Origin of the sequence: Sphingomonas jinjuensis, assembly GCF_014197105.1 — a bacterium.
Taxonomy (GTDB): domain Bacteria; phylum Pseudomonadota; class Alphaproteobacteria; order Sphingomonadales; family Sphingomonadaceae; genus Sphingomonas; species Sphingomonas jinjuensis.
This window is the reverse complement of record NZ_JACIEV010000004.1, coordinates 99,952-122,439: the sequence shown is the minus strand read 5'-3', so window position 1 is coordinate 122,439 and position 22,488 is coordinate 99,952. Positions and strand designations below refer to the sequence as shown.

At 67.2% G+C, this 22,488-nt stretch carries 27 protein-coding genes and 1 tRNA gene; 15 read left to right on the top strand and 13 right to left on the bottom strand.

The features are described from left to right. Positions 1–43 precede the first annotated feature (43 nt). Together era and GGQ80_RS08175 are read left to right on the top strand one after the other, a co-directional pair. Entirely contained in the window at positions 44–949 is a 906-nt protein-coding gene (gene era, locus GGQ80_RS08180) for a GTPase Era (protein WP_183983612.1), read from the top strand. Between the two features lie 23 nt (positions 950–972). After that, positions 973–2,430, top strand: coding sequence for a S41 family peptidase (locus GGQ80_RS08175; RefSeq protein ID WP_221364274.1), 1,458 nt, complete (start codon positions 973–975; stop codon positions 2,428–2,430). Here GGQ80_RS08175 and GGQ80_RS08170 read toward each other — a convergent pair. Both GGQ80_RS08170 and GGQ80_RS08165 read right to left on the bottom strand, forming a co-directional pair. Next, positions 2,427–3,125, bottom strand: a complete 699-nt coding sequence (locus GGQ80_RS08170) for an NAD-dependent deacylase (RefSeq protein WP_183983610.1) — start codon at positions 3,123–3,125, stop codon at positions 2,427–2,429. The two genes, GGQ80_RS08175 and GGQ80_RS08170, sit on opposite strands and share 4 nt — an antisense overlap. Positions 3,126–3,279: 154 nt before the next feature. Then, positions 3,280–4,038 (bottom strand): PEPxxWA-CTERM sorting domain-containing protein, encoded by a 759-nt coding sequence (locus GGQ80_RS08165; RefSeq protein WP_246346955.1) that lies wholly within the window; start codon positions 4,036–4,038, stop codon positions 3,280–3,282. Between the two features lie 600 nt (positions 4,039–4,638). Between GGQ80_RS08165 and dapB the strand changes: the two genes are divergently transcribed. From dapB to GGQ80_RS08145, 4 genes are all read left to right on the top strand, one after another. Further along, positions 4,639–5,367, top strand: a complete 729-nt coding sequence (gene dapB / locus GGQ80_RS08160; RefSeq protein ID WP_183983608.1) for a 4-hydroxy-tetrahydrodipicolinate reductase — start codon at positions 4,639–4,641, stop codon at positions 5,365–5,367. Further along, a complete protein-coding gene (nth, locus tag GGQ80_RS08155; protein ID WP_183983606.1) occupies positions 5,364–6,029 on the top strand; it encodes an endonuclease III in 666 nt (221 codons plus the stop codon). Before dapB ends, nth begins: the two co-directional genes overlap by 4 nt. Next, positions 6,026–6,391, top strand: coding sequence for a hypothetical protein (locus GGQ80_RS08150; protein WP_246346954.1), 366 nt, complete (start codon positions 6,026–6,028; stop codon positions 6,389–6,391). The genes nth and GGQ80_RS08150 overlap by 4 nt, the downstream gene beginning before the upstream one ends. A 48-nt stretch (positions 6,392–6,439) precedes the next feature. Then, a tRNA-Arg gene (locus GGQ80_RS08145) sits at positions 6,440–6,516 on the top strand. A gap of 18 nt (positions 6,517–6,534) precedes the next feature. Here GGQ80_RS08145 and GGQ80_RS08140 read toward each other — a convergent pair. From GGQ80_RS08140 to GGQ80_RS08115, 6 genes are all read right to left on the bottom strand, one after another. Beyond that, positions 6,535–6,903, bottom strand: a complete 369-nt coding sequence (locus GGQ80_RS08140) for a response regulator (protein ID WP_183983604.1) — start codon at positions 6,901–6,903, stop codon at positions 6,535–6,537. A gap of 18 nt (positions 6,904–6,921) precedes the next feature. Then, positions 6,922–7,131, bottom strand: coding sequence for a hypothetical protein (locus GGQ80_RS08135; protein WP_183983602.1), 210 nt, complete (start codon positions 7,129–7,131; stop codon positions 6,922–6,924). 278 nt (positions 7,132–7,409) lie between these two features. Then, a complete protein-coding gene (locus GGQ80_RS08130; protein WP_183983600.1) occupies positions 7,410–8,093 on the bottom strand; it encodes a hypothetical protein in 684 nt (227 codons plus the stop codon). Continuing rightward, positions 8,090–8,266, bottom strand: a complete 177-nt coding sequence (locus tag GGQ80_RS08125; RefSeq protein ID WP_183983598.1) for an Hpt domain-containing protein — start codon at positions 8,264–8,266, stop codon at positions 8,090–8,092. Before GGQ80_RS08125 ends, GGQ80_RS08130 begins: the two co-directional genes overlap by 4 nt. A gap of 86 nt (positions 8,267–8,352) precedes the next feature. Continuing rightward, complete coding sequence (locus GGQ80_RS08120; RefSeq protein WP_183983596.1) at positions 8,353–8,562, bottom strand: hypothetical protein; 210 nt, start codon at positions 8,560–8,562, stop codon at positions 8,353–8,355. 400 nt (positions 8,563–8,962) lie between these two features. Beyond that, complete coding sequence (locus GGQ80_RS08115; protein WP_246346953.1) at positions 8,963–9,664, bottom strand: choice-of-anchor K domain-containing protein; 702 nt, start codon at positions 9,662–9,664, stop codon at positions 8,963–8,965. A 555-nt stretch (positions 9,665–10,219) separates the two neighbouring features. Here GGQ80_RS08115 and GGQ80_RS08110 point away from each other — a divergent pair. After that, the gene (locus tag GGQ80_RS08110; protein ID WP_183983594.1) at positions 10,220–10,732 is read left to right on the top strand and encodes a glycine zipper 2TM domain-containing protein; all 513 of its coding nucleotides are present in this window, start codon (positions 10,220–10,222) and stop codon (positions 10,730–10,732) included. Between the two features lie 42 nt (positions 10,733–10,774). On the opposite strand, the gene GGQ80_RS08105 is transcribed toward GGQ80_RS08110, so the two are convergent. From GGQ80_RS08105 to GGQ80_RS08095, 3 genes are read right to left on the bottom strand one after another with little or no spacing between them, the layout of a single operon-like run. Further along, entirely contained in the window at positions 10,775–11,422 is a 648-nt protein-coding gene (locus GGQ80_RS08105; protein WP_183983592.1) for a GntR family transcriptional regulator, read from the bottom strand. Between the two features lie 34 nt (positions 11,423–11,456). Beyond that, positions 11,457–12,455 carry a 4-hydroxyproline epimerase gene (locus tag GGQ80_RS08100; RefSeq protein ID WP_183983590.1) on the bottom strand — a complete coding sequence of 333 codons (999 nt, stop codon included), beginning with the start codon at positions 12,453–12,455 and terminating at the stop codon, positions 11,457–11,459. Between the two features lie 6 nt (positions 12,456–12,461). Beyond that, on the bottom strand, positions 12,462–13,376 hold the full coding sequence (locus tag GGQ80_RS08095; protein ID WP_183983588.1) for a dihydrodipicolinate synthase family protein: 915 nt from the start codon (positions 13,374–13,376) through the stop codon (positions 12,462–12,464). Between the two features lie 66 nt (positions 13,377–13,442). Here GGQ80_RS08095 and GGQ80_RS08090 point away from each other — a divergent pair, with 66 nt between their 5' ends. Further along, positions 13,443–14,666, top strand: a complete 1,224-nt coding sequence (locus GGQ80_RS08090) for an NAD(P)/FAD-dependent oxidoreductase (protein WP_183983586.1) — start codon at positions 13,443–13,445, stop codon at positions 14,664–14,666. Between the two features lie 25 nt (positions 14,667–14,691). Here GGQ80_RS08090 and GGQ80_RS18735 read toward each other — a convergent pair whose 3' ends face one another. Continuing rightward, positions 14,692–14,817, bottom strand: a complete 126-nt coding sequence (locus GGQ80_RS18735; protein ID WP_343050949.1) for a hypothetical protein — start codon at positions 14,815–14,817, stop codon at positions 14,692–14,694. An 89-nt stretch (positions 14,818–14,906) separates the two neighbouring features. Between GGQ80_RS18735 and GGQ80_RS08080 the strand changes: the two genes are divergently transcribed. The 7 genes from GGQ80_RS08080 (at position 14,907) to GGQ80_RS08055 (ending at position 20,626) form a co-directional block, all read left to right on the top strand. Continuing rightward, the gene (locus GGQ80_RS08080) at positions 14,907–15,191 is read left to right on the top strand and encodes a glycoside hydrolase family protein (protein WP_183983584.1); all 285 of its coding nucleotides are present in this window, start codon (positions 14,907–14,909) and stop codon (positions 15,189–15,191) included. 116 nt (positions 15,192–15,307) lie between these two features. Beyond that, the gene (locus GGQ80_RS08075) at positions 15,308–15,907 is read left to right on the top strand and encodes a hypothetical protein (RefSeq protein WP_183983582.1); all 600 of its coding nucleotides are present in this window, start codon (positions 15,308–15,310) and stop codon (positions 15,905–15,907) included. Further along, on the top strand, positions 15,898–16,131 hold the full coding sequence (locus GGQ80_RS08070) for a hypothetical protein (protein WP_221364272.1): 234 nt from the start codon (positions 15,898–15,900) through the stop codon (positions 16,129–16,131). Before GGQ80_RS08075 ends, GGQ80_RS08070 begins: the two co-directional genes overlap by 10 nt. A 392-nt stretch (positions 16,132–16,523) precedes the next feature. Continuing rightward, a complete protein-coding gene (locus GGQ80_RS08065) occupies positions 16,524–17,303 on the top strand; it encodes a FadR/GntR family transcriptional regulator (RefSeq protein ID WP_183983578.1) in 780 nt (259 codons plus the stop codon). Next, complete coding sequence (locus GGQ80_RS08060) at positions 17,291–17,668, top strand: hypothetical protein (protein ID WP_183983576.1); 378 nt, start codon at positions 17,291–17,293, stop codon at positions 17,666–17,668. Before GGQ80_RS08065 ends, GGQ80_RS08060 begins: the two co-directional genes overlap by 13 nt. 112 nt (positions 17,669–17,780) lie before the next feature. Then, the gene (locus GGQ80_RS18290; protein ID WP_221364271.1) at positions 17,781–18,083 is read left to right on the top strand and encodes a hypothetical protein; all 303 of its coding nucleotides are present in this window, start codon (positions 17,781–17,783) and stop codon (positions 18,081–18,083) included. 266 nt (positions 18,084–18,349) lie between these two features. Further along, the gene (locus GGQ80_RS08055) at positions 18,350–20,626 is read left to right on the top strand and encodes a glycoside hydrolase family 127 protein (RefSeq protein ID WP_221364270.1); all 2,277 of its coding nucleotides are present in this window, start codon (positions 18,350–18,352) and stop codon (positions 20,624–20,626) included. A 42-nt stretch (positions 20,627–20,668) separates the two neighbouring features. Here the strand turns inward: GGQ80_RS08055 and GGQ80_RS08050 are convergent, their stop codons facing one another. Beyond that, positions 20,669–22,480, bottom strand: a complete 1,812-nt coding sequence (locus GGQ80_RS08050; RefSeq protein ID WP_183983574.1) for an NPCBM/NEW2 domain-containing protein — start codon at positions 22,478–22,480, stop codon at positions 20,669–20,671. Between the last annotated feature and the right edge of the window lie 8 nt (positions 22,481–22,488).

Below are 22,488 nucleotides of genomic sequence, written 5' to 3'. Positions count from 1 at the left end.
CAAAAGCTTGCCCGCTTCCCCCCATCCGGCGCAAAGAGGTGCCGTGACCGAAACTACCACCCAGCACTGCGGCCTCGTCGCCGTCGTCGGCGCGCCCAACGCGGGCAAGTCGACGCTCGTCAATGCGCTCGTCGGCCAAAAGGTCGCGATCGTCAGTCCCAAGGCGCAGACGACGCGCACCCGCCTGCTCGGCGTCGCGATCCAGGACCATGCCCAGATCCTGCTCGTCGACACCCCCGGCATCTTCACGCCGCAGCGCCGGCTCGACCGCGCGATGGTCGCCGCCGCCTGGGGCGGGACCGAGGGCGCCGACATCCTGATGCTCGTCGTCGACGCCAAGGCCGGGCTCGGCCCCAAGGTGACCGACATCGTCGAAGGGCTGAAGGACCGGCCCGAGCCCAAGTATCTCGTCCTCAACAAGGTCGATCTCGCCGACAAGCCCAAGCTGCTGCTCCATGCCGAGCGGCTGAACGAGGTCTGCACCTTCGCCGAAACCTGGTTCATCAGCGCCGCGACCGGCGACGGCCTGCCCCAGCTCAAGAACGCGCTCGCCGCCGCGATGCCCGAAGGGCCCTGGCACTATCCCGAGGACCAGGTGTCCGACGCCTCCGAACGCGCGCTCGCGGCGGAGGTGACGCGCGAGCAGCTCTATCTGCAGCTCCACGAGGAACTGCCCTATGCCAGCGCGGTCGAGACCGAGAGCTACAAGGATCGCCCCGATGGCTCGGTCGAGATCCATCAGCAGATCCTGGTCGAGCGCCCCACCCAGCGCGCGATCGTGCTCGGCAAGGGCGGCAGCCGCATCCGCACCATCGGCGAAAGCGCCCGCACCGAACTCGCCGCGCTGATGGACAAGCCGGTCCACCTCTATCTCCACGTCAAGGTAAAGCCGGGCTGGGATGAGGACCGCGAACTGTATCGCGACATCGGGCTGGACTGGGTGGAGTAGCGGCCGGCCAAAGGGGGTGCGCGATGGGGGAATATAATCGCCGGACGGTGATGAGCGGCGCCTCGGCCGCGCTGCTGACGGGGGCGGCGCGGGGGGCGGTGGGGTCGGCGATGCTGCCGGTGTCGGCGATGCAGGACGATATCCGTCTGCTGCGCCAGGGCTATGAGGCGCTTCACCCCGGTCTTCTCCGCTACAACACGTTCGCGCAGATCGACGCCGGCTTCGCGGCGCTATCCGCCGCTGCGTCGCGCCCGCTGACGCTTGCGGCCTTCTACGTCGCGCTGTCGCGATTCCTGGCAACGATCCGCTGCGGGCACAGCTATGCCAATTTCTACAACCAGAAGAAGGCGGTGCAGGCGGCACTGTTCGATACGCCGACGCGGATCCCGCTCCAGTTCACCTGGCTCGGAGATCGCATGGTCGTCACCGCCGATCCCTTCGCCACCGGTATCGTACCGGGCAGCGAGATCCTCGGCGTCGACGGTCGCCCGGCCGCCGATATCCTCGCCGCGCTGATGCCGGTCGCGCGCGCCGACGGCCACAACGACGCCAAGCGTCGCCAGCTGATGTCGGTGCTGGGCGAGGACGGCTACGAAAGCTTCGACGTCTTCCATGCGCTGATCGTCGGCGGCGCGACCCGCTACACCCTCGACGTCCGCGCACCCGATGGCCGCCGCCGCACGGCGCGGGTGGAGGCGGTGACGCTCGCCCAGCGCCGCACGCAGCAGGCGGCGCCCGATGCCCAGCATGCCGACGCCCCGATCTGGTCGATCGACCGCCGCGGCGATGCGGCGGTGCTGACGATGGACAGCTGGGGGCTCTACGACAGCAAGTGGGATTGGCAGGGCTGGCTCGACCAGCAGGTCGACCGGCTGATCGCCGACCGCGTGCCTCGGTTGATCGTCGACGTCCGCCGCAACGAAGGCGGCCTGGATTGCGGCGATGCCCTGGTTGCGCGGATCATCGAGCGGCCGCTGGTGGCGGACCCGGCGCGCCGCCTCGTCCGCTACCAGACGCTGCCCGATGCCCTGCGCCCCTATTGTGACACTTGGGATCGCAGCTTCGATCGGCTCGGCGTCGGGGCGAGGCGCTACGACGATCGCTTCTGGGAACTCGCCGGCACCGACCATGACGCGCCCGTTATCGCGCCGAAAGGGCGCCGCTACGCGGGCCGCCTGTCAGTGCTGGTCGGCCCGCAGAACAGCTCGGCCACGTTCGGCTTTGCGCAGATGATCCAGCGCGAGCGGCTCGGCACGCTGATCGGCGAGCCGACCGGCGGCAATCGCCGCGGCATCAACGGCGGCTGCTTCTACTTCTTCCGCCTGCCCAACACCGGTCTGGAGGCGGATCTGCCGCTGATCGGTACCTTCCCGCGCACGGCCCAGCCCGACGCCGGCATCATCCCCGACATCGCCATTCCCCGCACCCCCGCCACGATCGCGAGCGGCGCCGACCCGGTGATGGCGAGGGCGCTCGCCTAGCCGAGCATCTCGTCGACCCACGCCGGCACCAGCGCACTCGCCGGTCCCAGCCGCGTCTCCTCGAACCAGTCGCTGCCCGCCGATCGCTCCAGGTTCAACTCCAGCGTCTCCGCCCCATAGTGCCGTGCCAGCTGGACGAAGCCCGCCGCCGGATAGACCGCGCCCGACGTCCCGATCGACACGAACAGGTCCGCGCTCGCCACGGCCTGTTCGATCCGCTCCATCGCATACGGCATTTCGCCGAAGAACACGATGTCGGGCCGCAGCGCCGCCGCCCCGCAGGCATCGCAATGCGCTCCCGGCGGCAGCGACCCGCTCCAGGGCACGCGCGCCCCGCATGCCGCACACAGCGCCGACAGCAACTCACCATGCATGTGCAGCATCCGCCGCGCGCCCGCGCGCTCGTGCAGGTCGTCGACGTTCTGGGTGACGATCAGCAGATCGCCCGTCCAAGTCGTATCGAGCCGCGCCAGCGCCCGATGCGCCGCGTTGGGCGTGACGCTCGCCAGGGCCTCACGCCGCGCGTCGTAGAAGCGGTGCACCAGCTCGGGATCGGCCGCCAGCGCCTCGGGCGTGCACACGTCCTCAACCCGGTGCCCCTCCCACAGCCCGCCGGGCCCGCGAAAGGTGGCGAGCCCGCTCTCCGCAGAGATGCCGGCGCCGGTGAGGATGACGAGGTTGCGAACGGCGTTCATGACCGCTCTACTTCTACTGCGCCGCTCCTGCCTGCAAGCGGTCACTGAACGCGGGTGCCTTCTCCAGGACGGGCGGCGGAAGCTAATCGCCCAAACGCAAAAAAGCCGCCGATCTCGCGATCGACGGCTCTTCGAGCATACCCTGAAGCAGGCTTCAGGCGATGGCGACCTTCACCGAACGACGGCGCATCGCACCGCCGACGAGACCGAAGCCGGCGATCATCATCATCCAGGTAGCGGGCTCAGGAATGGCCGCCGCGAAGGCGTAGCCACGCGAGCCGCTATCGGTGGTCAGCACGACATTGTCGGCCAGCGCATTGAACGTGGCACCGGCGTCGCCGCCAAAGCCGACGCCAAACGCGCTGACGATGGCATTGGCGCTGTACAGATCGCCCCACGCCGCAGCGGTGCGCAGCACGTACTTGCCCTGGCCGTTCAGCGTCGCACCGGGGCCCGCGACGAATTGCCAGAACAGGCTGGCGGCGGTCACGCTGCCGGCTTGGCCGAGCGTGTAACCGCCGTTGTTTGCCGCTTCCCAGATCAACTCCGAGCGCTGCGCGCCATCCTGCACATAGATTCGGAAAGCAGGCGACTGGATGCCGCCGATACCGCCATTGTTGACGAGATAGTCACCCGTCAGGCTGACAATGCTGTTCGCGCTGCCATAGTTTTGGTTCGGCACGTAATTGTTGCCGTTCAGAACGCGTCCGCGCCCACCCGTGAAGGCCAGTGAGCCATCGGCGCTCAGCGCCGTGCTGGACGTGATCGAAATCGTCGAATTGGCATATTGCTCGCTGGCAGGTGCGGCCATGCCCTGCGAACCATCCAAGGTCGTGACCGTGGTGGTCTGCGCCGAAGCGGCAGACGCCATGAGTACGCCAGCGGCAGCGGCCGCCAGAACAAGGCCCTTCATCATTCTCTCCCCCAGCTCAAGCAGCTGATAAGAAGTGATTAATGCAAGATTAAGGAAGAGTCTTTGTCTTTTTGAGTCCCGCCGTGGGACAGGTGGTCGGGCGCGGCTTTACGAACCGGTCAGCAGCGACATCGATCAAAGCCGACCACCGGTTCGGCTCAAATCATGACAGACGTGGGGCGGATAGCACCGTCGAAGGTTATCGCTACGACCGCGCATGACTGCAAATCCTTGTATCGGAATGCCGGTTCCACGGGGAGCTCATGGCATGGCCCTATTGAGCGGTTTCAGGGGTGACGGCTTGACGTGTCGATCCACCCAGTAAGCCCGCTTTTACGACGGTTCGTTGCTTTGTCGGCGGCCTCACCATGCGATGCGACCACACCGCTCGAGCGTGAAGAGTCTTAACATTCGCGGATGATGACAGCCGTGTCGCACACCGCTTGCACATCCCGCTGTCCTACAGCCCGCCGCTTGTGGCAGGGTAGCCGCAATGACCGATCCATCCCGCATCGCGCAGCCAATGGCCCCGCTCAACCTTCCCCCTCGCTCGCGCGCGCCCGCGAGAGGGTGCGAACTTTGTGACTTTGTGTCTCGCGCATGACCGCGGTCGGCATCTACGGCAGCGCCGGGCGGATGGGACGCGCGATCGCCGATCAGCTCGCCGATCTCGGCGCCAGCCTGGCCGGCGGCACCGACACGGGTGACGATCCGGCGCCCATCGCCAACGCCGCCGATGTGCTCGTCGACTTCTCCGCGCCCTCGGCGCTCGACGCGCATCTCGCCGCGGCGATAGCGGCGGGGACGCCGATCGTGATCGGCACCACCGGCCTCACGCCCGCCCATCACGCCGCGATCGATGCCGCCGCGCAGCACATTGCGGTGCTCCAGACCGGCAATACCTCGCTCGGCGTGACGCTGCTCGGGTTGCTGGTGCGCGAGGCGGCGGCGCGGCTCGGCAGCGACTGGGACATCGAGATCGTCGAAATGCATCACCGCCACAAGGTCGATGCGCCGTCGGGCACCGCGCTGCTGCTTGGTGAGATGGCGGCGCAGGGCAGGGGAGCGAGCCTCGCCGAATTGCGCGTCGACGCCCGCGCCGGCCTGACGGGCGCGCGGTGCGAGGGGACGATCGGCATGGCGTCGTTGCGCGGCGGCTCGATCGTCGGCGACCACAGCGTCGTCTTCGCCAGCGAGGGCGAGCGGCTGACGCTCAGCCACGACGCGCAGGATCGCGGCATCTTCGCGCGCGGCGCCGTGAAGGCGGCGCTGTGGCTCGCCGGCCAGCCCGCCGGCCGCTATCGGATGGGCGACGTGCTGGGGCTATGAAGAAGGCCGACGTCGTCGAATTCTTCCGCCGGCTTGCGGAAAACGATCCCCATCCGCTGACCGAGCTGGAATCGGGCAACGTCTATCAGTTGCTCGTCGCGGTCGTGCTGTCGGCGCAGGCGACCGATGCGGGCGTCAACAAGGCGACGCGCACGCTGTTCGCCGAGGTGAAGACCCCCGCCGAGATGCTGGAGCTTGGCGAAGATGCGCTGCGCCATCACATTCGCACCATCGGCCTGTTCAACACCAAGGCCAAGAACGTCATCGCCCTGTCGCGCCAGCTCGTCGACGAACATGGCGGCGAGGTGCCGGCGGATCGCGACGCGCTCGAGCGGCTGCCCGGCGTCGGTCGCAAGACCGCCAACGTCGTCATGAACGTCGCCTTCGGTGCGGAAACCTTCGCCGTCGATACGCACCTGTTCCGCGTGTGCAACCGCACCGGGCTGGCGCCGGGCAAGACGCCGCTCGCGGTGGAACTGAAGCTGGAGAAGACGGTGCCCCAGCCGTTCCGGCTCCACGCGCACCACTGGCTGATCCTGCACGGCCGCTATGTCTGCAAGGCGCGCAAGCCCGAATGCTGGCGATGCATCGTCGCCGATCTCTGCGCGTTCAAGCTGAAGACCCCGCCGCCCAAGGGCGCCGCGATCCCGGAGGCCGAATGATGCGCCTGGCCACGTTGCTGCTCTCCTTCGCGGCCGGCGCCGCCGTCGCCGGCGATCGCATCCCCGACGCGACGCCGACGGCCAGCCCTCAGACCTGCATCCCGCTCCAGGCGATCCGCGAAAGCCGGGTGCGCAGCGATTTGGTGATCGACTTTATGCGCGATCGTCGTCGCGGCTGGCGCGTGACCTTGCCGGCCCGCTGCCCCGGCCTCGGCTTCGAGCGGCGCTTCGGCTATGCAACCTCGCTCAGCCAGCTGTGCGCCAACGATATCATTACCGTCCTGACGACCGGCGGCGGCCCGCTCCAGGGCGCCAGCTGCGGCCTCGCCCCCTTCCAGCCGATGACGCTCGACACGCGATGACGAGGGGCTGGCGCCGAGCCTGCGGCTTTGCTAGGCGACGGCCAGCACGCACCCGTAGCTCAGCTGGATAGAGCGCTGCCCTCCGAAGGCAGAGGCCACAGGTTCGAATCCTGTCGGGTGCGCCATTCCCACACCAACGCCGTTCAGGGCACCAGCTTCTTGACTAGCGCGACCAGCTTGTCGGGGTCGAACGGTTTGACCAGCCAGCCGGTGGCGCCTGCCGCATTCGCCATCTGGCGCATGTCGTCCTGGGATTCGGTGGTCAGCAGCACGACCGGGGTGAAGCCCATGCCGGGCAGCTTGCGGACCGCCTTGACCAGGTCGATCCCGCTCATCCCGCCCATGTTGAGGTCGGTCAGGATCATCCGCGGCTTCAGCCCGGCGTCGATCACTTGCAACGCCTTTTCGGCGCTGTCGGCTTCCTCAATGTCGAGCCCGGTGGGGTGGAGCGCGATCGACACGCCCATCAGCATGGAGGGGGAATCGTCAACGATCAGGAGGCAGTCGGTCATGGCGTAGGTCTCTCGAGCTTAGGCAGTTTGGGTGGCGGCGGGTGCCGGGGCGATGCCCACCAAGCGGGCGAGCGTCGCGAACTGCTCCTTGATCTCGCGGCCCATCTCGCGCGAGCCGTGGATCTCCTCGGCCCGGCGGGCGAGGAAGGGCATCGCGTTCTTCTGGACGACCAGATCGCCGATCAGGTTCATCAGCAGGTCGACCTTGGCCTGGTCGACCTTGAGCATCTTGCGGCGGGTCGCCCGTCACCGCTCGGCCGGCGGTCGAGGCTGTGGGGAGGGCGACAGCATCGGCGGCGGACAGCGCAACGACGTCGGCCACCGGCGCCGATGGTTCGGACGGGGCGGCCTGCTCCAGCCCGGCGAGGAAGGCAGCGACGGGCGCGACGTCCTGCGCGGCGATCGCGTCGGCGAGTGTCGCTTCCCAGCGCGTCCGCATGTCGTGTTCGCCGAGGCTGCGCAGCAGGTTGCCGACCAGCGCGCCGGTCGAGCGCAGCCGGACGGGGTCATAGCCGCTGGCGATGACGCGCAGCTGCGTGCGGACGATATGCCGCCCCGCCTCGCTCAGCAGCATCGGCGGGATCGCCGACGGGCGCGGCCACGGTCGGCGCGGCATCGGCCAGCGCCCGCAGCTCGACCGAATCGATTTCATAGGTCATCGCCTGCTCGATCGCGTCGCGCGACGCGCCGGTGATCGCGGTGAAGACCATGTTGCAGTGATAGGGGTCGAAGTCGGCCGCTGCCGCCCAGGCGTCGCGAGGCGCCACGGCCACCGCGAGCAGCTCGGGCATGTCGCGGATCGCGGCGAGCGGATCGGTGCCGGCGTAGAAACAGCCGTCCTCGGGCGTGTAGCGGACGACGATCGCCGCGGGCTGCGCGCGGGCCGTGGCCAGTTCCTCGGTCGTGAAGCCGTCGAGCCAGGCCGCCGGCGCGGGGGCAAGCGTCGCCTCCATCACCGCCGCGGTCGCGGTTTGCGCGCCGCCGAGCCGCGCCCTCAGCGCGCCCGCCTGGCCGGTCGCGATCCGGTCGGCATCGCCCGACAGGGTGCCGTCGCGGTCGAGCTGGTTGATGAAGCCGCCGACATGGTCGAGGCTGTCGAGCAGCAGGTCGACGAGGTTCGAATCGAGCGCCATCGCACCGGTGCGCACCTGCGACAGCACGTCCTCGCCGGGATAGACCAGCCGGGTCAAAGGCGGCGTTTCGAAGAGCCCGACGAGCCCCTCAGCGTGTGGACGGCGCGGAACACCTCGTGGATCGCGGTCGCGTCCGAGGGATCGCGTTCGAGGGTCAACAGCCCCGAGGCGGAGGTCTGCAACAGCTCGCGCGCCTCCTGCACGAACCGTTCGAGAAGGACGGTCTTCATCGCACGCGCAGCAACCCGTCGGCCTGGCCGATCGACTTCATCGTTTGCTGGGCGGCGCTTGACGCTTCCTCGGCGCCGACGCTGATCTACTTCGAATACTTTCGCGATTTTTTCGTAGCAGATGTCGCCTCGACGATCCCACCCGACAGTTGTGACGTCACCGACGCGATGCGCTCCGCAGCTTTCTGCTGGCGTGCGAAGGTGCGCGCCTTGCGCTTTTCTGCTTCGGCCGTCACGCGAACAGCGCGCGTCGCCGTCTCCAGCTCCAGAACCCCGTTCCTGGCCGCCGAATTCATGGATGAACGCTTTGCAAGTGCTGTATTGATCTAAACCTTCTCGAAACTTATCTTTCGAAACATAGGTTAGGCTTGTTGGTGACTGGTTAATGCTGTTCCGTAGGATTTAGACTTCATCAAGCATGATGAAGACCTCTAAAAAGCTTCAACAGAAAATCAGACAGATAGTGATGTGGTCAATATTGATGCGTTGTTGGTAAAATATGTTGCAACAAAAAAAACTGGACAAGAACGCATTTTATACAGATAATTATCACTTTTATTTGGAAAATAACCAATAAGTCGGTTGAATTGGCACATCGACGCGCGGTTCTCGGCGCAGGTCAACCGCGCCGCAGTACAAATAAAAGGGGCTGCCGACACCGTCGGCAGCCCCCCAAGCGTTGTGGCGATATGCGGATTACGCGGTGATCGCGGCCTTGACGCTGCGGCGGCGATAGCGGGCCGAGGCGCCGACCATGCCGAAACCCACGAGCATCATCGCCCAGGTGGTGGGCTCGGGCACCGCGCTCAGAATACCGAACACGTCGGCCGAAGCGTTGCCACCCTCGCGGACGTTGAACTGGCTGGCGTTCGACGACAGGAAGCCGTCGCCGACCACGTTGGTCAGGCCGAGCAGCTTGAACTGATATGCCTGGCCGTTGACGGTGAAGGTGTCGGTCGTGTTGAACGACGGGAAAGTCACGAAGTCGGCGTTCTGGTCGGCCGTGCCGGTGTTCGGCGTGCTGGTCAGGCCGAGCGTGAAGCTCTTGGTGAACGCGCCGATGGCGGGATCGGCGAAGTTGAACGCGAGGTTCAGCCCGACGCTGGTCAGCTCGGTGCCGTTTTCAATCGTGCCGTTGTAGTACGAGATCGAACCGATCTTGAACTGCTGGCCGAGCGTCGCCGAGAAGGGCGTGTTGGCGCCGAAGGTCAGGCGGTTGACCTGCGAACCCGAAGTGGCGGTGCCCCAGGTGATCGCGTTGGTGCCCATGCCGGTGTAGACGGCCGTGGTCGGCTTCGCATCGGAGAAGGTCGCGGTGGTGGTGCCCTGAACGGCGGCCATCGCCGGCGAGGCAATGACAGCGGCGCTGAGCGCGATAGCTGCGGCGAAAGTGCGCATGATGAGGTTCCTGTGTCCAAGCAGATGATGTTGCGACAGCCGTTTGGAGCTGACGAGGAACCGACTAACCGAGCACTTCCGTTCATCCTAGATTAAACATTATCCCGTTTTGGGACTATTCCTTTGATCTCCTGGTAACACATCAGGATCAAATGATAATTTGACGAGGATGTCGTATGGAACCATCTCTTTGATAGTCTGTTTCAAAACCTTACACAAAATGGTTAACTGCACTTGGGATAGAATTTAGTCTTTGAAATCAATGCATTACCGCAAAACATGGCGATCTGATCGGCATCCGCCATGTGATAGGGTAACGACATCATCCCAGCGGCGGCCGTTCAGGATGCGGGCGGTGCGGCGTTTCCGCGAATCAAGTTGCCTTGCCGCCAGCACTCATCGCCCCGTTCGGAACGCTCCCGCCGCGATGATTCGGCTGATGGGATCGACGTCTGGAAGGGGCTTCGGTATCCGATCGGCCGGCGCGTCAGGAACGTCGGCAAGGTTGCTGCGTATTGTTGGGCAGACTTGCCTTTGATCGAAGAGGATCGTCCGATGAAGCTTTGCATCCTAGTCGCCGCCGGCGCCATGATCGGGTCCATGGCCCTTGCCACCCCCACGTTGGCGCAGAGCAGCGTCGACGATGCGCGCTTCCAGCAGGCGCAGGCGCGATTCGATCGAGAATATCAGCTCTATCGGCAGGAGGCCGATCGCTACCGCGCGCTGCGGGGCGCCGCGTACGACAACGGCCGCTATCGCCAGGCGCCCGACCCCTACGGCGACGATCGCGAGAGCGGCTATTACGACCCGTCGCGCGACTATCGCGCGGGCAATTATCAGGAGCGCGTGTTGTCGACCAACGACCGCGTCTATGCGGGCACCGATGGCCGTTATTACTGCCGGCGCAGCGACGGGACGACCGGCCTGATCGTCGGCGCGGCCGGCGGCGGCATCCTGGGTAACGTCATCGACGGTGGACGCAGCCGAACGGTGGGCACGCTGCTCGGCGCGGCAGTGGGCGGCCTGGCCGGGCGCTCCGTCGACCAGAACCAGGTTCGCTGCCGCTGACCGATCGGACCAGCCGCCTGCGCGTCGCTGCGCGGAGGCGGTTCAGTTCGCCTGGAACTGGTCGCGCAGATCGTCCAGCGTCGCGCCGATATGGCCGATGAGCATCGTCTCCAGCCTGGCGCCATCGCGGGCGAGGAAGGCGTTGAGTAACTCGCTGTGCTCGCGGTGCGCGCGTGATTCGCGCTCGGCCGGCTCCAGATGGGCGATGACGTAGCGCTCGGAGAGCACCGCAAGCCGCTCGACCAGCTGGGTGGTCAGCAGCCGTTGCCCGGGCCTCACCAGGGCGACGTGGAAATCGCGATTGCGAATGGCGACTTCGAGCAGGTTTTCATGCGCCGCACTGTCGAGCCGGACGAAGGCGTCGGTTACCGCCGCACGATCCGCGTCCTGCGCCACCGTGGCGGCATAGGCGGCCGCAGCGGGCTCGATGGCGAGGCGGAGCGCGTAGATTTCCTCGGCCTGGTCGGTCGACATCGGCCGGACGAAATAGCCGCGGTTGGCGTGGCTGGTCAGCAGGCCTTCCTGTTCCAGCCGGGCCAGCGCCTCGCGCAGCGGAATCTTGCTGATCCCCAGCTCGGCGGCCAGCGCGTCCTGGCGGATCGCGGTCGACACCGGGAGTCGTCCGGCGACGATGCGCTCGCGAACGATCTCGAACACCCGTTCCGACAGCGTGCGGACGACGATGCTCATGAACGGTCTCCAACCAACGACGGACGCGGTGGCGTCACGTAACCTGAAACCCTTCCCAGAAGCGATCGGCGCGATCAATCCAGATGGTATTGAAACCAGTGGAAATCGCCGATCCTTCGACCGAGGGAATGATCGCCGGCACGTCGCCCAGCATGGTCGCGGCCTCGACCCGGCCAATGAAGCGGCTGCCGATATAGCTTTCGTGGACGAAGCGATCGCCCGCCTTCAACACGCCCTTGGCGGCGAGATGCGCCAGCCGCGCCGAGGTGCCGGTGCCGCAGGGTGAGCGGTCGATCGCCTTGTCGCCGTAGAAGACCGCGTTGCGGCCATCGGTGTCGTTGGCGCGCGGGCGATCGGCCCACAGGACGTGGCTGACCCCGCGGATCGTCGGATCGAGCGGGTGGACCGGCTCGATCGCGGCGCGCATCTGCTCGCGGACGGTGCGGCTGAGCGCGATCAGCCGGTCGGCGCCGAGATCGTCGAGGCCGGTGTAGCCGCCCTGCGGTTCGACGATCGCATAATAGTTGCCGCCATAGGCGACATCGACGCTGAGCGGGCCGATCCCCGGCACGTCGATCGCGACGCCGGTCGCGGCGACATAGGATGGGACATTGGTGATCCGTACCGCGGTCACCTTGTCGCCCTCGGCCTCATAGGCGATGCGGATCGTGCCCGCCGGCACCTCGACCACCAGCTCGCCCGGCGTGGCCGGCTGGATCAGGCCATGCTCCAACCCGAAGGTGACCATGCCGATCGTGCCGTGCCCGCACATCGGCAGGCATCCCGATGTCTCGATGAAAAGGATGCCGACGTCCGCCTCGGGCGTCGTAGGCGGGTAGAGGAAGCCGCCCGACATCATGTCGTGGCCGCGCGGCTCGAAGCAGAGGCCGGTGCGGATCCAGTCGAAGCGGGCCAGGAAATCCTGGCGCCGCTCCGACATCGATCCACCCTTCAGCAGCGGCGCACCGCCTGCCACCAGCCGCACCGGGTTGCCCGCGGTGTGGCCGTCGATGCAGAAGAAGGTGTGCCGCATGACGCCTTACGCGGCGCGAGCGAGGTCGAGCGTCGGGCGGGTCGCCGCGGCCTTCTCGACCATCGCGATCACCTCGGCGCGGCGTGCGCCCTCCAGCACGTAGCGCGGCGGCAGCACGCGCTCCGACCCGCGACCCATCACCTGCTCGGCGAGCTTGATCGACTGGACCAAGTCATGCTCGGCATCGAGGTGGAGCAGCGGCATGAACCAGCGATAGATGGCGAGCGCCGTCGCATGGTCGCCGCGCTGGATCGCGGCGACCAGCTCGACCGATTCGCGCGGGAAGGCGTTGGTCAGGCCCGACACCCAACCCTGCGCACCGAGATACAGCCCCTCGAGCGCGACGTCGTCGAGGCCGGCAAAGAGCACGAAGCGGTCGCCGAACGCGTTGCGGAAGTCGGTGAAGCGGCGCGTATCCGGCGCGCTTTCCTTGACCGCGACGATGTTGGGCACGTCGACCAGCCCCGCCAGCACGTCCTGGTCGATGACCGTGCGATACGCCGGCGGGTTGTTGTAGAGCATGATCGGCAGCCCGACCTGGTTCGCGACGCCCTTGAAATGGTTGACCAGTTCGTGCGCCTTCGGGACGTAGACCATCGGCGGCAACAGCATCAGGCCGTCGGCGCCGGCCTTCTCGGCGGCCTGGGCGTAGCGCGCGGCGCGGCGCGTGTCATATTCCGACACCCCGGTGATGACCGGGACGCGACCGTCCACCACCTCGACGATCGCCGAGAGAACGGACACTTTCTCGTCGAATTCGAGCGAGTTATTCTCGCCTACGGTGCCCAGCGCGATTACGCCGGTCACGCCGTCGCGAATCAGATCGTCCACCACCCGCTGGGTGTCGGCCAGATCGATCGACAGATCCTCGCGGAGCTGCGTCGTCACTGCCGGGAAAACACCCTTCCAATCGACCGCCATTTTCTCAACCCCATTGCAATATCGAAAATCGTATACGAAACTGCGATGCGTTGAACAAGGGCAATTGTGTTGGCTGATATCGGTATCATCGGCGGCGGCGTCGTCGGGCTGGCGAGTGGGGTGGCGCTGGCACAGGCAGGGCATGCCGTGACGGTGTTCGAACGGCATCCCGACCGGCGCGCGGCATCGTGGAACAATGCCGGGCACATCGCCGTCGAGCAGGTCGCGCCCTTGGCCTCGCCCGCCTCGGTGCGCAGCGCCTGGGGGCGACGCTTTTCCGTGGGCGGCGCGCTCGACATGCCGGTGGCGATGGCGCGGCATTGGCTGCCGTTCGCGCCGCGCTTCCTGGCCGCGAGCCGACCGACGAGCTTCAGGCGGGGGAGCGCCGCGCTGGGCGCGTTGCTGAGTGAGGCGATGCCGGCCTGGCGACGTTTGGCGACCGCGATCGATGCGCCGGAACTGCTGCGCGAGGAGGGCCACCTCGTCGCTTGGGAAAGCCCGGAGACTGCGGCCCGCGGCGAGGCGGCGTGGCGCGCGGCGGAAACGGGCGATGCCACCGTCGAGCCGGCATCGGCAGGCGATCTCGAGCGGATAGCGGCGGTTTGCGCGGCACCCGTCGCGAGCGCGATCCGGTTCGACGGGAGCGGACACATCAGCGATCTGACGGCGCTGGCGGCGGCGCTCGAGCGGGCTCTGGTGGAGGCCGGCGGACGGCTCGTCAGGCAGGAGGCGCGGTTATCGGTCGTCGGAGGACAGGCCCGGATTGCTGGGCACGACGTGGGGCGAGTCCTGATCGCCGCCGGTATTGCCAGTGCGCCGCTGGCGGCTGTGGCGGGGCATCGTGCGCCGCTGATCGCCGAACGCGGCTATCACATCCGCGCCGCAGCCGATTGCTGGCCGGACGATGTGCCGCCCCTGGTGTTCGAGGATCGTTCGATGATCGTCACCCGCTATGCCGACAGCGTCCAGGCGGCGAGCTTCGTCGAACTGGGCAGCGCGGATGCACCGCCAGATCCGCGTAAATGGCAACGGCTGGAGGCGCACGTCGCCGCGCTCGGCCTGGCGATGGCGCCGCCGTTCACCCGCTGGATGGGATCACGGCCGACACTGCCCGATTATCTGCCGGCGATCGGGCGATCGTCGCGGGTCGGGAACCTCTTTTATGCGTTCGGCCATCAGCATCTCGGCTTGACGCTGGCGGCGGTAACGGCGGAAATCATCGCAGCGTTGGTCGCGGAGGAGGCGCCCGCCGTGTCTATCGAGCCGTTCCGGATCGAACGCTTCGGCTGACTTGGCGACCCGGAGCCCTGCCGCATCAGTGCCCGGTAAGCTCGACGACCTCGAAGGCGAAGCGCGTCCATCCGGGTCGCTGCGCCGCCTGGCGGGTCAGTGCCTCCTTGCTGGCGGCTTCGCGGGCGGTGGTGGCGTGACCCCAGAACACCTCGGTACTGCCGTCCGGGCGTTCGGCGACGATGCGCCATAATGCGTGAATGGTGCTGCGGTGGGGCCAATCGTCTTAACGACTTCGTTATGAAGGAATGGCAGCTTTTCTCGACCCGCGATCCGGCGTCGGGCCGATGGCGGCACTATCCCACCATCGCCAAGGCCGAGACGCTGTTCCGCTGGGCGGAGCCGGGGCGGACCTATGCCGGCCAGATCGTCAAGGGCCCCGACGGCCGCTTCTATCTCTACGCGCCGGTGATGCAGCGCGACAGCACGGCGAAGGATCGGTTCGCGATCGGCGTTGCCGTCGCCGATTGGCCGCTGGGCCATGGCGCGATGCGCATCCCGCGGGGCCGATCGTCTCGCAACTGACGCCGCAGCCTAACGACATCCAGAACATCGATCCCACCGTGCTCGTCGACGAACGATAAGCGGGTCTATCTCTATTGGGGCACGTTCCGCCGGTCGGTCGCGCTCGATCGGATGTAGTGGGACGACAGCGTCCAGCCCGCCAGGATCCGGCCGATCACGCCGACCCGCGCCCCCGGCCCGCCCCGCCGCCGACACGCAACATCGCCGGGGCGGCCGTCGCCGCGGCGTCGAACGAGCCGGTTCTGGTGCGGTTCTGGATCAAGGCGCTGAACGACGGGATCGTCAAAGCGGCGCCGCTGCCGCCCGACATGTGGGGGAACTGGAACGGCGCGATGCCCGCTCGCAGCTGGATCGAATATCGCTGGCCGGCGCCGGTCACCCTCGATGGTTCGCGGATATGGTTCTTCGCCGATCAACCTGCGGGATCGGGGGTCGGCGTCGCCCCGCCGAAAAGCTGGCACATCGAATATTGGAACGGCGCGGCGAAGCGCTGGCAGCCGGTCGACCGGCCTTCCGGCTACGGAACCGAGCCCGGACGCTATCAGGACACGCGCTTCACGCCGGTCACGACGCGGTGCCTGCGGGCGGTGTTCGATGCCTCGCAAGCGAACGGCACCAACGCAGCAGTGGCGGTGCAGGAATGGGAGGCGCTGGCGCCCACCGTCGGCGGCCGCGCCGCGAACGGCCCCGTCGGGGACGTCGCGCCATGTCGGTAACGGATCGCGCTACGCGTCGGCGGGCGCTCGTGCCATTCGGGCTGAAGGATATCACCGTGCGCTCGTCGTTGCTGCTCTTGTTGACGTCGGTGCTGCCGCCGTCGCTCAGTGCGGCGCAGCAGGCCGGCATTGCCACATCGCCGGTCGCCGCGGCCGCCACGCCTGTGCGGTTCGATGATGTGGCGGTCATCTTCGACCAGCCGTCCGCCAATCCCGGCGTGTGATTACTGGAGGTGAAACGAGCGCCCGACGGCAGCTTCGCGGGGAAATCTCTGCCTGCAACGACGCGCTAGCGACAAGCTCGATTTCGTGCTGGCAGTGTCAGTCAATATTACTTCGTTCAGCAGAACCTTCGCCCGAATAGCGGCATCAAGACCGCCAACGTCGATTTCTTTTCGCCGCAATATGGTGCGGGCATTCCGTCCTTCACCTCCCCAAGCTTCCGCTTCTGACGGCGCCTGATCGGGAGGGGGCGTCGCGCGGCGGCGATCCCTCGGCTACCCGACCTCGATCCTCGGCGCTCGCCGAAGGATTTGGATCAACCGCCCCGGAAGTTTATCGTCGCCTGTACCGCGTCGTGACGATCGAGGCTGCGGAATTGAGGTAAGTATTGCCGATGGGTGTCCTGCGATCTTTCAATGCCACGCTCGACGGGGATTCGCTGATCCGTCCCGGCGAGAAGATCCGCGGCGCCGAAACGGTGGCGGAACAACTTGCGGTCAAGATCCTCTCGGGCGAATTCGCCGAGGGCCACGTCTTTCCCAGCGAGGTCACCTTCGCCAACGAGATCGGCATATCGCGGTCCGCACTGCGTGAGGCATTCCGCGTCCTGTCGGCGAAGGGGCTGGTCGACAGCCGTCCGAAGGCCGGCACCAAGGTGCGGGCGCGGCGGCGCTGGAGCCTGCTCGACCCCGATCTGCTCGCCTGGCAGTTCAAGGCGGAGCCGAGCGCGAAATTCATTCGCGACCTGTTCGAACTGCGCATGATGGTCGAGCCCAATGCGGCGCAGATGGCGGCGCTGCGACGCTCGGACGCGGATGTCGCGGTGATGAGCGAAGCGCTCGACCTCATGGCGCATTACGGCCTGGCCGATGCGCGCGGGCGGCGAGCGGACCAGCGATTTCACATGACCATGCTGGAAGCGACGCGCAACGAGATGGTCACGGCGCTCGCCACGTCGATCATGGCGGCGATCGCGTGGACGACGATCTGCAAGCAGCGCAAGCGCGCCTTGCCGCGAGACCCGATGCCCGAGCACCGTGCGCTGTTCCGCGCCATCGCCGCCGGCGATCCGTCGGCGGCCCACGGCGCAATGGTCGACCTGATCACCCTCGCGCTGCGCGACACCGAGGTATCGCTGCAGGACAATGGTGGAGGCTTCCCATGCGCCGACTGACGAGATCCATCGTAATTGCAGCGTTCGCCGTTGCGACCGCGGCCGATGCGGGGGCGCCGCAGCCGGCGGCGCAGGGGTCGACCGCCCCGCGATGCGTCAAGCCAGCGCGTGTCGCCGCGCCCGTCGCTCGCCCCGATGGCCGTGTCTTCCTGCGCGGGCAGCCCAACGCGGCCCGATCCTATTTCATCCGCTTCAAGGGCGCGCCCTGCGCGGGCCTCGACCGCTTCTCGATCGTCAAGGTCGAGACGACGGCGGCGGGATATTGCGAAGGCGACAAGGTTCGCGCCTATCGCGACGCTACCCGGATCGAGGCGCCGGCCTGCGTGATCGACGGGTTCGATCCCGTCGACGGACGCGGCCTCTAGCGCCGCAGCGGCCTCGTCGATGGCCCGCCGTCGCGTGCGACGGTCGCGACGGCTGGGCATTACAGCCTGGTGGCCGACGGTATACGATCGGACAATATGACGGAGAGTGACGATGGGCGCTGGATGTTGCGGCACCGACCATGATCGCGACGTCGGTCAACCCGAACGCATCACCGTGTCCCGGCGCGGCGCGATCGGCATCGTGTCGGGCGGCGCCGCCGTGGCGCTGGCCAGCCCTGTGCTCGCCGCCGAGGCGAAGACGGCTCCGGTCAATCTGGCGAAGGTCGCCAAGGCGTCGGGCAAATATGTTTCGGGCGATACCAGCTATGCGGCACTGAACAACGGCGCCGAGCCTGCGAACTCGGCCGACGCCGAGCGTTGCGCCTATGGCACCTGGCCGAAGACCGACGGTTAGTGGGTCGAGTATCGCTGGGATCGCCCGGTCACGACCGATGCGATCGACGTCTATTGGTGGGCCGATGGCCGCGGGGTCGGTGCGCCATCGACCAGTCGCCTGTTCTATTGGGACGGCAAGGCGTTCGTGCCGGTTCGGAATGCCAAGGGCCTGGGCACCGCGCCGGACAGGTTCCGGACTAGCTTCGATCCGATCACGACCGATCGCCTTCGCCTGGAAGTGATGGGCGATGGCGAGAAGTCGATCGGCATGCTGCAGTGGCGAGTATGGAGCAGCGGACCGGTTCCGGCCTTCCCCCCGGTGGTCGCCGCAGGGTCGATTGGTCGGTCGTGGTCGGGGGGACGACCTATCTGGCGGGCAAGGCGGACTGGCTGCAGAAGGGCGCCAGCGATCTGGTCCGCTGGACGAAGGTGAGCGGCCCCGGCGAGGTCCGCTTCGCCAATCCGGCGGCCCCGGTAACGCGCGCGACGGTATCGACGCCGGGCGATTACGTCCTCCGCCTGGCAGCGGCCGGGCGGGGGCAGGTGGCCCAGTCCGACGTCGCGCTCCGCGCGGAGGCGCCGCCGCCGGCCAAGCGGCTCGATGTCGTCTATACGACGCGATACGCTATCGACAGCACGCTGTGGAACGCCCGCGCCAAGTCGCTGATCGTCAACTGGATTCCGCATTGCGTCGACTATTGCGAGCGTACCGACCTGAAGGCGGGGCAGGGCGGCATCGACAATTTCATCGAGGCGGGCAAGGCACTGCGCGGCGAACCGCATGAGGGGCACAAGGGCTATGTCTTTTCGAACGCCTGGGTCCACCAGACGGTCGAGGCGATGTGCATCGCGCTGATGGTCGATCCGCGCGGCGACCGAGAGGTGATCGCGGCGCAGGACGGCATGCGCAAGACGCTCGATCGCTGGATCCCGATCATCCTCGCGGCGCAGGAGCCCGACGGCTATCTTCACACCGCCTATACGCTCGCCGATCGCCAGGCGTGGAAGGCGCGCTGGTCGCCCGAGCATCGCGCCGATCACGAAGGTTATGTCGCCGGCTATTTCATCGAATCGGCGATCAAGCATTACACGCTGACCGGCGGCCGCGACCGCCGGCTGTACGACGGCGCGAAGAAGCTGGCGGATTGCTGGGTCGCCAACATCGGGCCGGGTCGCAAGGCCTGGTTCGACGGTCACCAGGAACTGGAGCAGGCGCTCGTCCGCTTCGGCCGGTTCGTCAACGACGTCGAGGGCGGCGGACGCGGCGATGCCTATGTCGCGCTCGCCAAATTCCTGCTCGATTCGCGCGAGGGCGGGTCGGAATATGACCAGAGCCATCTGCCGCCCGAGCAGCAGTATGAAGCGGTCGGCCATGCCGTCCGCGCGGTCTATTTCTATTCCGGGATGGCCGATGTCGCCGCCGAGACCGGGGACCATGACTACCAGAGCGCGGTGCTGTCGCTGTGGGACAACATGGTCAACCGCAAATATTACGTCACTGGCGGCGTCGGCAGCGGCGATACGGCGGAAGGTTTCGGCGTCGATTATGCTTTGCGCAACGATGCCTATTGTGAGTCGTGCTCCAGCTGTGGACTGATCTTCTTCCAGTATAAGATGAACCTGGCGTATCACGACGCCAAATATGCCGATCTCTACGAAGAGACGATGTACAATGCGCTGCTCGGCGCGACCGATCTCGACGGGAAGACGTTCACCTACACCAATCCGCTGGTCGATACCGATCGCGCGAAATGGCATGTGTGCCCGTGCTGCGTCGGCAACATCCCGCGCACGCTGCTGATGCTGCCGACGTGGACCTATGTGAAGGGCGACGACGGCCTGTACGTCAATCTGTTCGTCGGCAGCACGATCGATGTCGGCAAGGTCGCGGGCGTCGACGTGACGATGACGCAGCTGACGAATTATCCCTGGGACGGGCGCGTCGCCATCACCGTCAACCCCGAGCGCCCGGCGCGGTTCGCGCTGCGCGTCCGGGTCCCCAACCGAAGCACCAGCGCGCTATATACGGCGACGCCTGCGGTGCAGGGCCTGCGGTCGCTGTCGGTGAACGGCAAGCGCACGCCGGCGACGATCGAGCGCGGCTATGCGGTGATCGAGCGCGAGTGGCGCGCGGGCGACCGGATCGAAATTGACCTGCCGATGGCGGTCCAGCGCATCACCGCCGACGAGCGTATCGCGGCTAATCGCGGCAAGGTGGCGCTGCGCTATGGGCCGTTGGTCTATAACGTCGAACGGGCGGACCAGCCGACGATCGACCTAGCGCTCGGCGCGGCGCCGGTGACGCCGCAATGGCGAGCCGATCTGCTGGGCGGCGTAAACATCCTGCGCGGCACCTGGGCCGACGGTTCGCCGATGACGGCCGTGCCGTACTTCGCTTGGATGAACCGTACCGGCGATCCGATCCGCGAACTGCCGGGCGGCGAGGTGGCCGTCGATTATGCGCCCGGCGCGGCGGTCAAGGCGGAGGCCGCCGCGGCGGCGCCGAAGCCCGCGGCGCGCCGCCGCACCGGCCCGCAGTCGATCGTCTGGCTGACCGCCTGAGCCCTCGGCCGGCCCTGATCGGTGCGGTCGGAGAGAGGTGGCTCAGGCGCGGGTGAGGCGCAGGCGGTGCCAGGCGAAGCTGGTGGTCCCACCGGTGGCGGGCGGGGCGATCAGCTCGATCCGGCGAACGCCCCGAACGTCCAGCGTCACCGCGTTGCCGCGTGGTGAGGCCCTGCCGTGCACCAGCGTCTTGCCATCGCCGCGGATGACGAAGCGCCCGCGCGTCTGCGCCAGCATCCGTGGATCGACCGTCAGCCGCGCATAGCGCCCGCCGAGGTCGATCCCGACCCGCGATCCCGCCGCTACGCCCAGGCCGGCATGGTCCTGCCGTCCGTCCAGCATCAGCGGTTCGCCATAGGGTCGATAGCCGATCCGGGCGAGCACCCATTGGTGGGCGGGGGTGCGATCGGGTGCCTTGTATCCTTCGTCCGCGACGTCGAAGCGCGCCGGCAAGTCGGCGGGCTGGTCGACGCCGGCGAGCAAGGGGCGACCGTCGACGAGCAACAGGGTGGTTTCGTGCGGTGCCAGGGTCACCGCGATCCGGCCACCGCGTACCCGCGCCGACCGCTTGGTCCAGACGTCGCGCGACATCGTCAGTGCGGTTGGCGACAGCCCTAGATCCGCCAGCGGCACCGTCAGGTCGAGCGACCGGGTGCCGCGGTTGACGATCGCCACCGCCTTGCGCCCCGGAGTGGACAATGCCTTGGCCAATATCTGCGCATCGTCATCCTGCGAGACCACGACACCCTGGTTGCCCGCGGCATCCTGGTCGATCGCGATCACGTCGCGATTGCCGATGATCGCGGCGATCTCGGGCGTCATGCGGCGCAGGTCGTTACCCAGGATGAGTGGGGCCGCCAGTATCGCCCACAGGCTCATGTGCGTTCGCGCCTCGGTCAGGTGATGGGTGTCGAACGCGCCGTTCCCCACCTCCAGCATGTCGGGGTCGTTCCAATGCCCCGGTCCGGCGAACAGCGCCCGTGAGGCGGCGGAGTCGAAGTTGAAGAGCATCGCGTCCCACGTCGGCGCGATGTCGAAGCTGGTGCGCGACAGATGTCCGTAGTGCTGCGCCCAGTCGTTGACGTCGGCCTGACCCCAGGCGCAGATCGAAATCAGCGGCGTCCGGCCCGGCGCGGCGCGGCGGACCGCCTCGGCGAAGCTGGCATATTGCCGCGCCAGCGCGCGGGCGTCGGACGCCACCGGCCGCTCGCGGACGATCAGCGGCGGGAAGGCGCGATAGGTGCCGTCCTTCACCTCGGCGACATCGGCGCCATAGTCGGCCACGCCGCAGGCATCGACCTTGATGAAGTCGAACCCCCAGGTCGCGAACAGCAGGGCTGCGTCCTGCGCGTGGTGGCCGTAGGTGCCGATCTCGCGCTCGATCACGGTGCCCTGCGGCAGGTTGGGCGTGTGCGGGCGCCAGCGCTGCGAGCAGCTGTTGCGCCCGATGTCGGTATAGATTCCCGCCTTCAGCCCCATCGCATGGAGCCGGTCGACGAACGGGCGCAGGCTGGTCGATCCGTCGGGCAGGGCGGCGGACGGATAGATGCCGGTCCGCACCCTTATCGTGTTGCCCTCGCGTCGCAGCCACCATCCGTCGTCGACGTTGACATGGTCGTAGCCGAGCCGGGCTAGCCCCGACGACACCAGGATATCGGCCTGTGCCATCACCTCCGCCTCGCCATAGTTCAGGTCGAAGGCGTTATAGGGGTTCCAGCCCATCGGTGGTGTCGCGGCGGCGGATCGCGCCTGCGCCTGGATCGGAGAGGTTGCCGCGATCCAGGCGGCGGCGACGCATAATGCCGCCTTCGTTGCACGGCGGCCAATGCTTATCGGCGTTCCTTCTCCCGTCATTCCGTTCC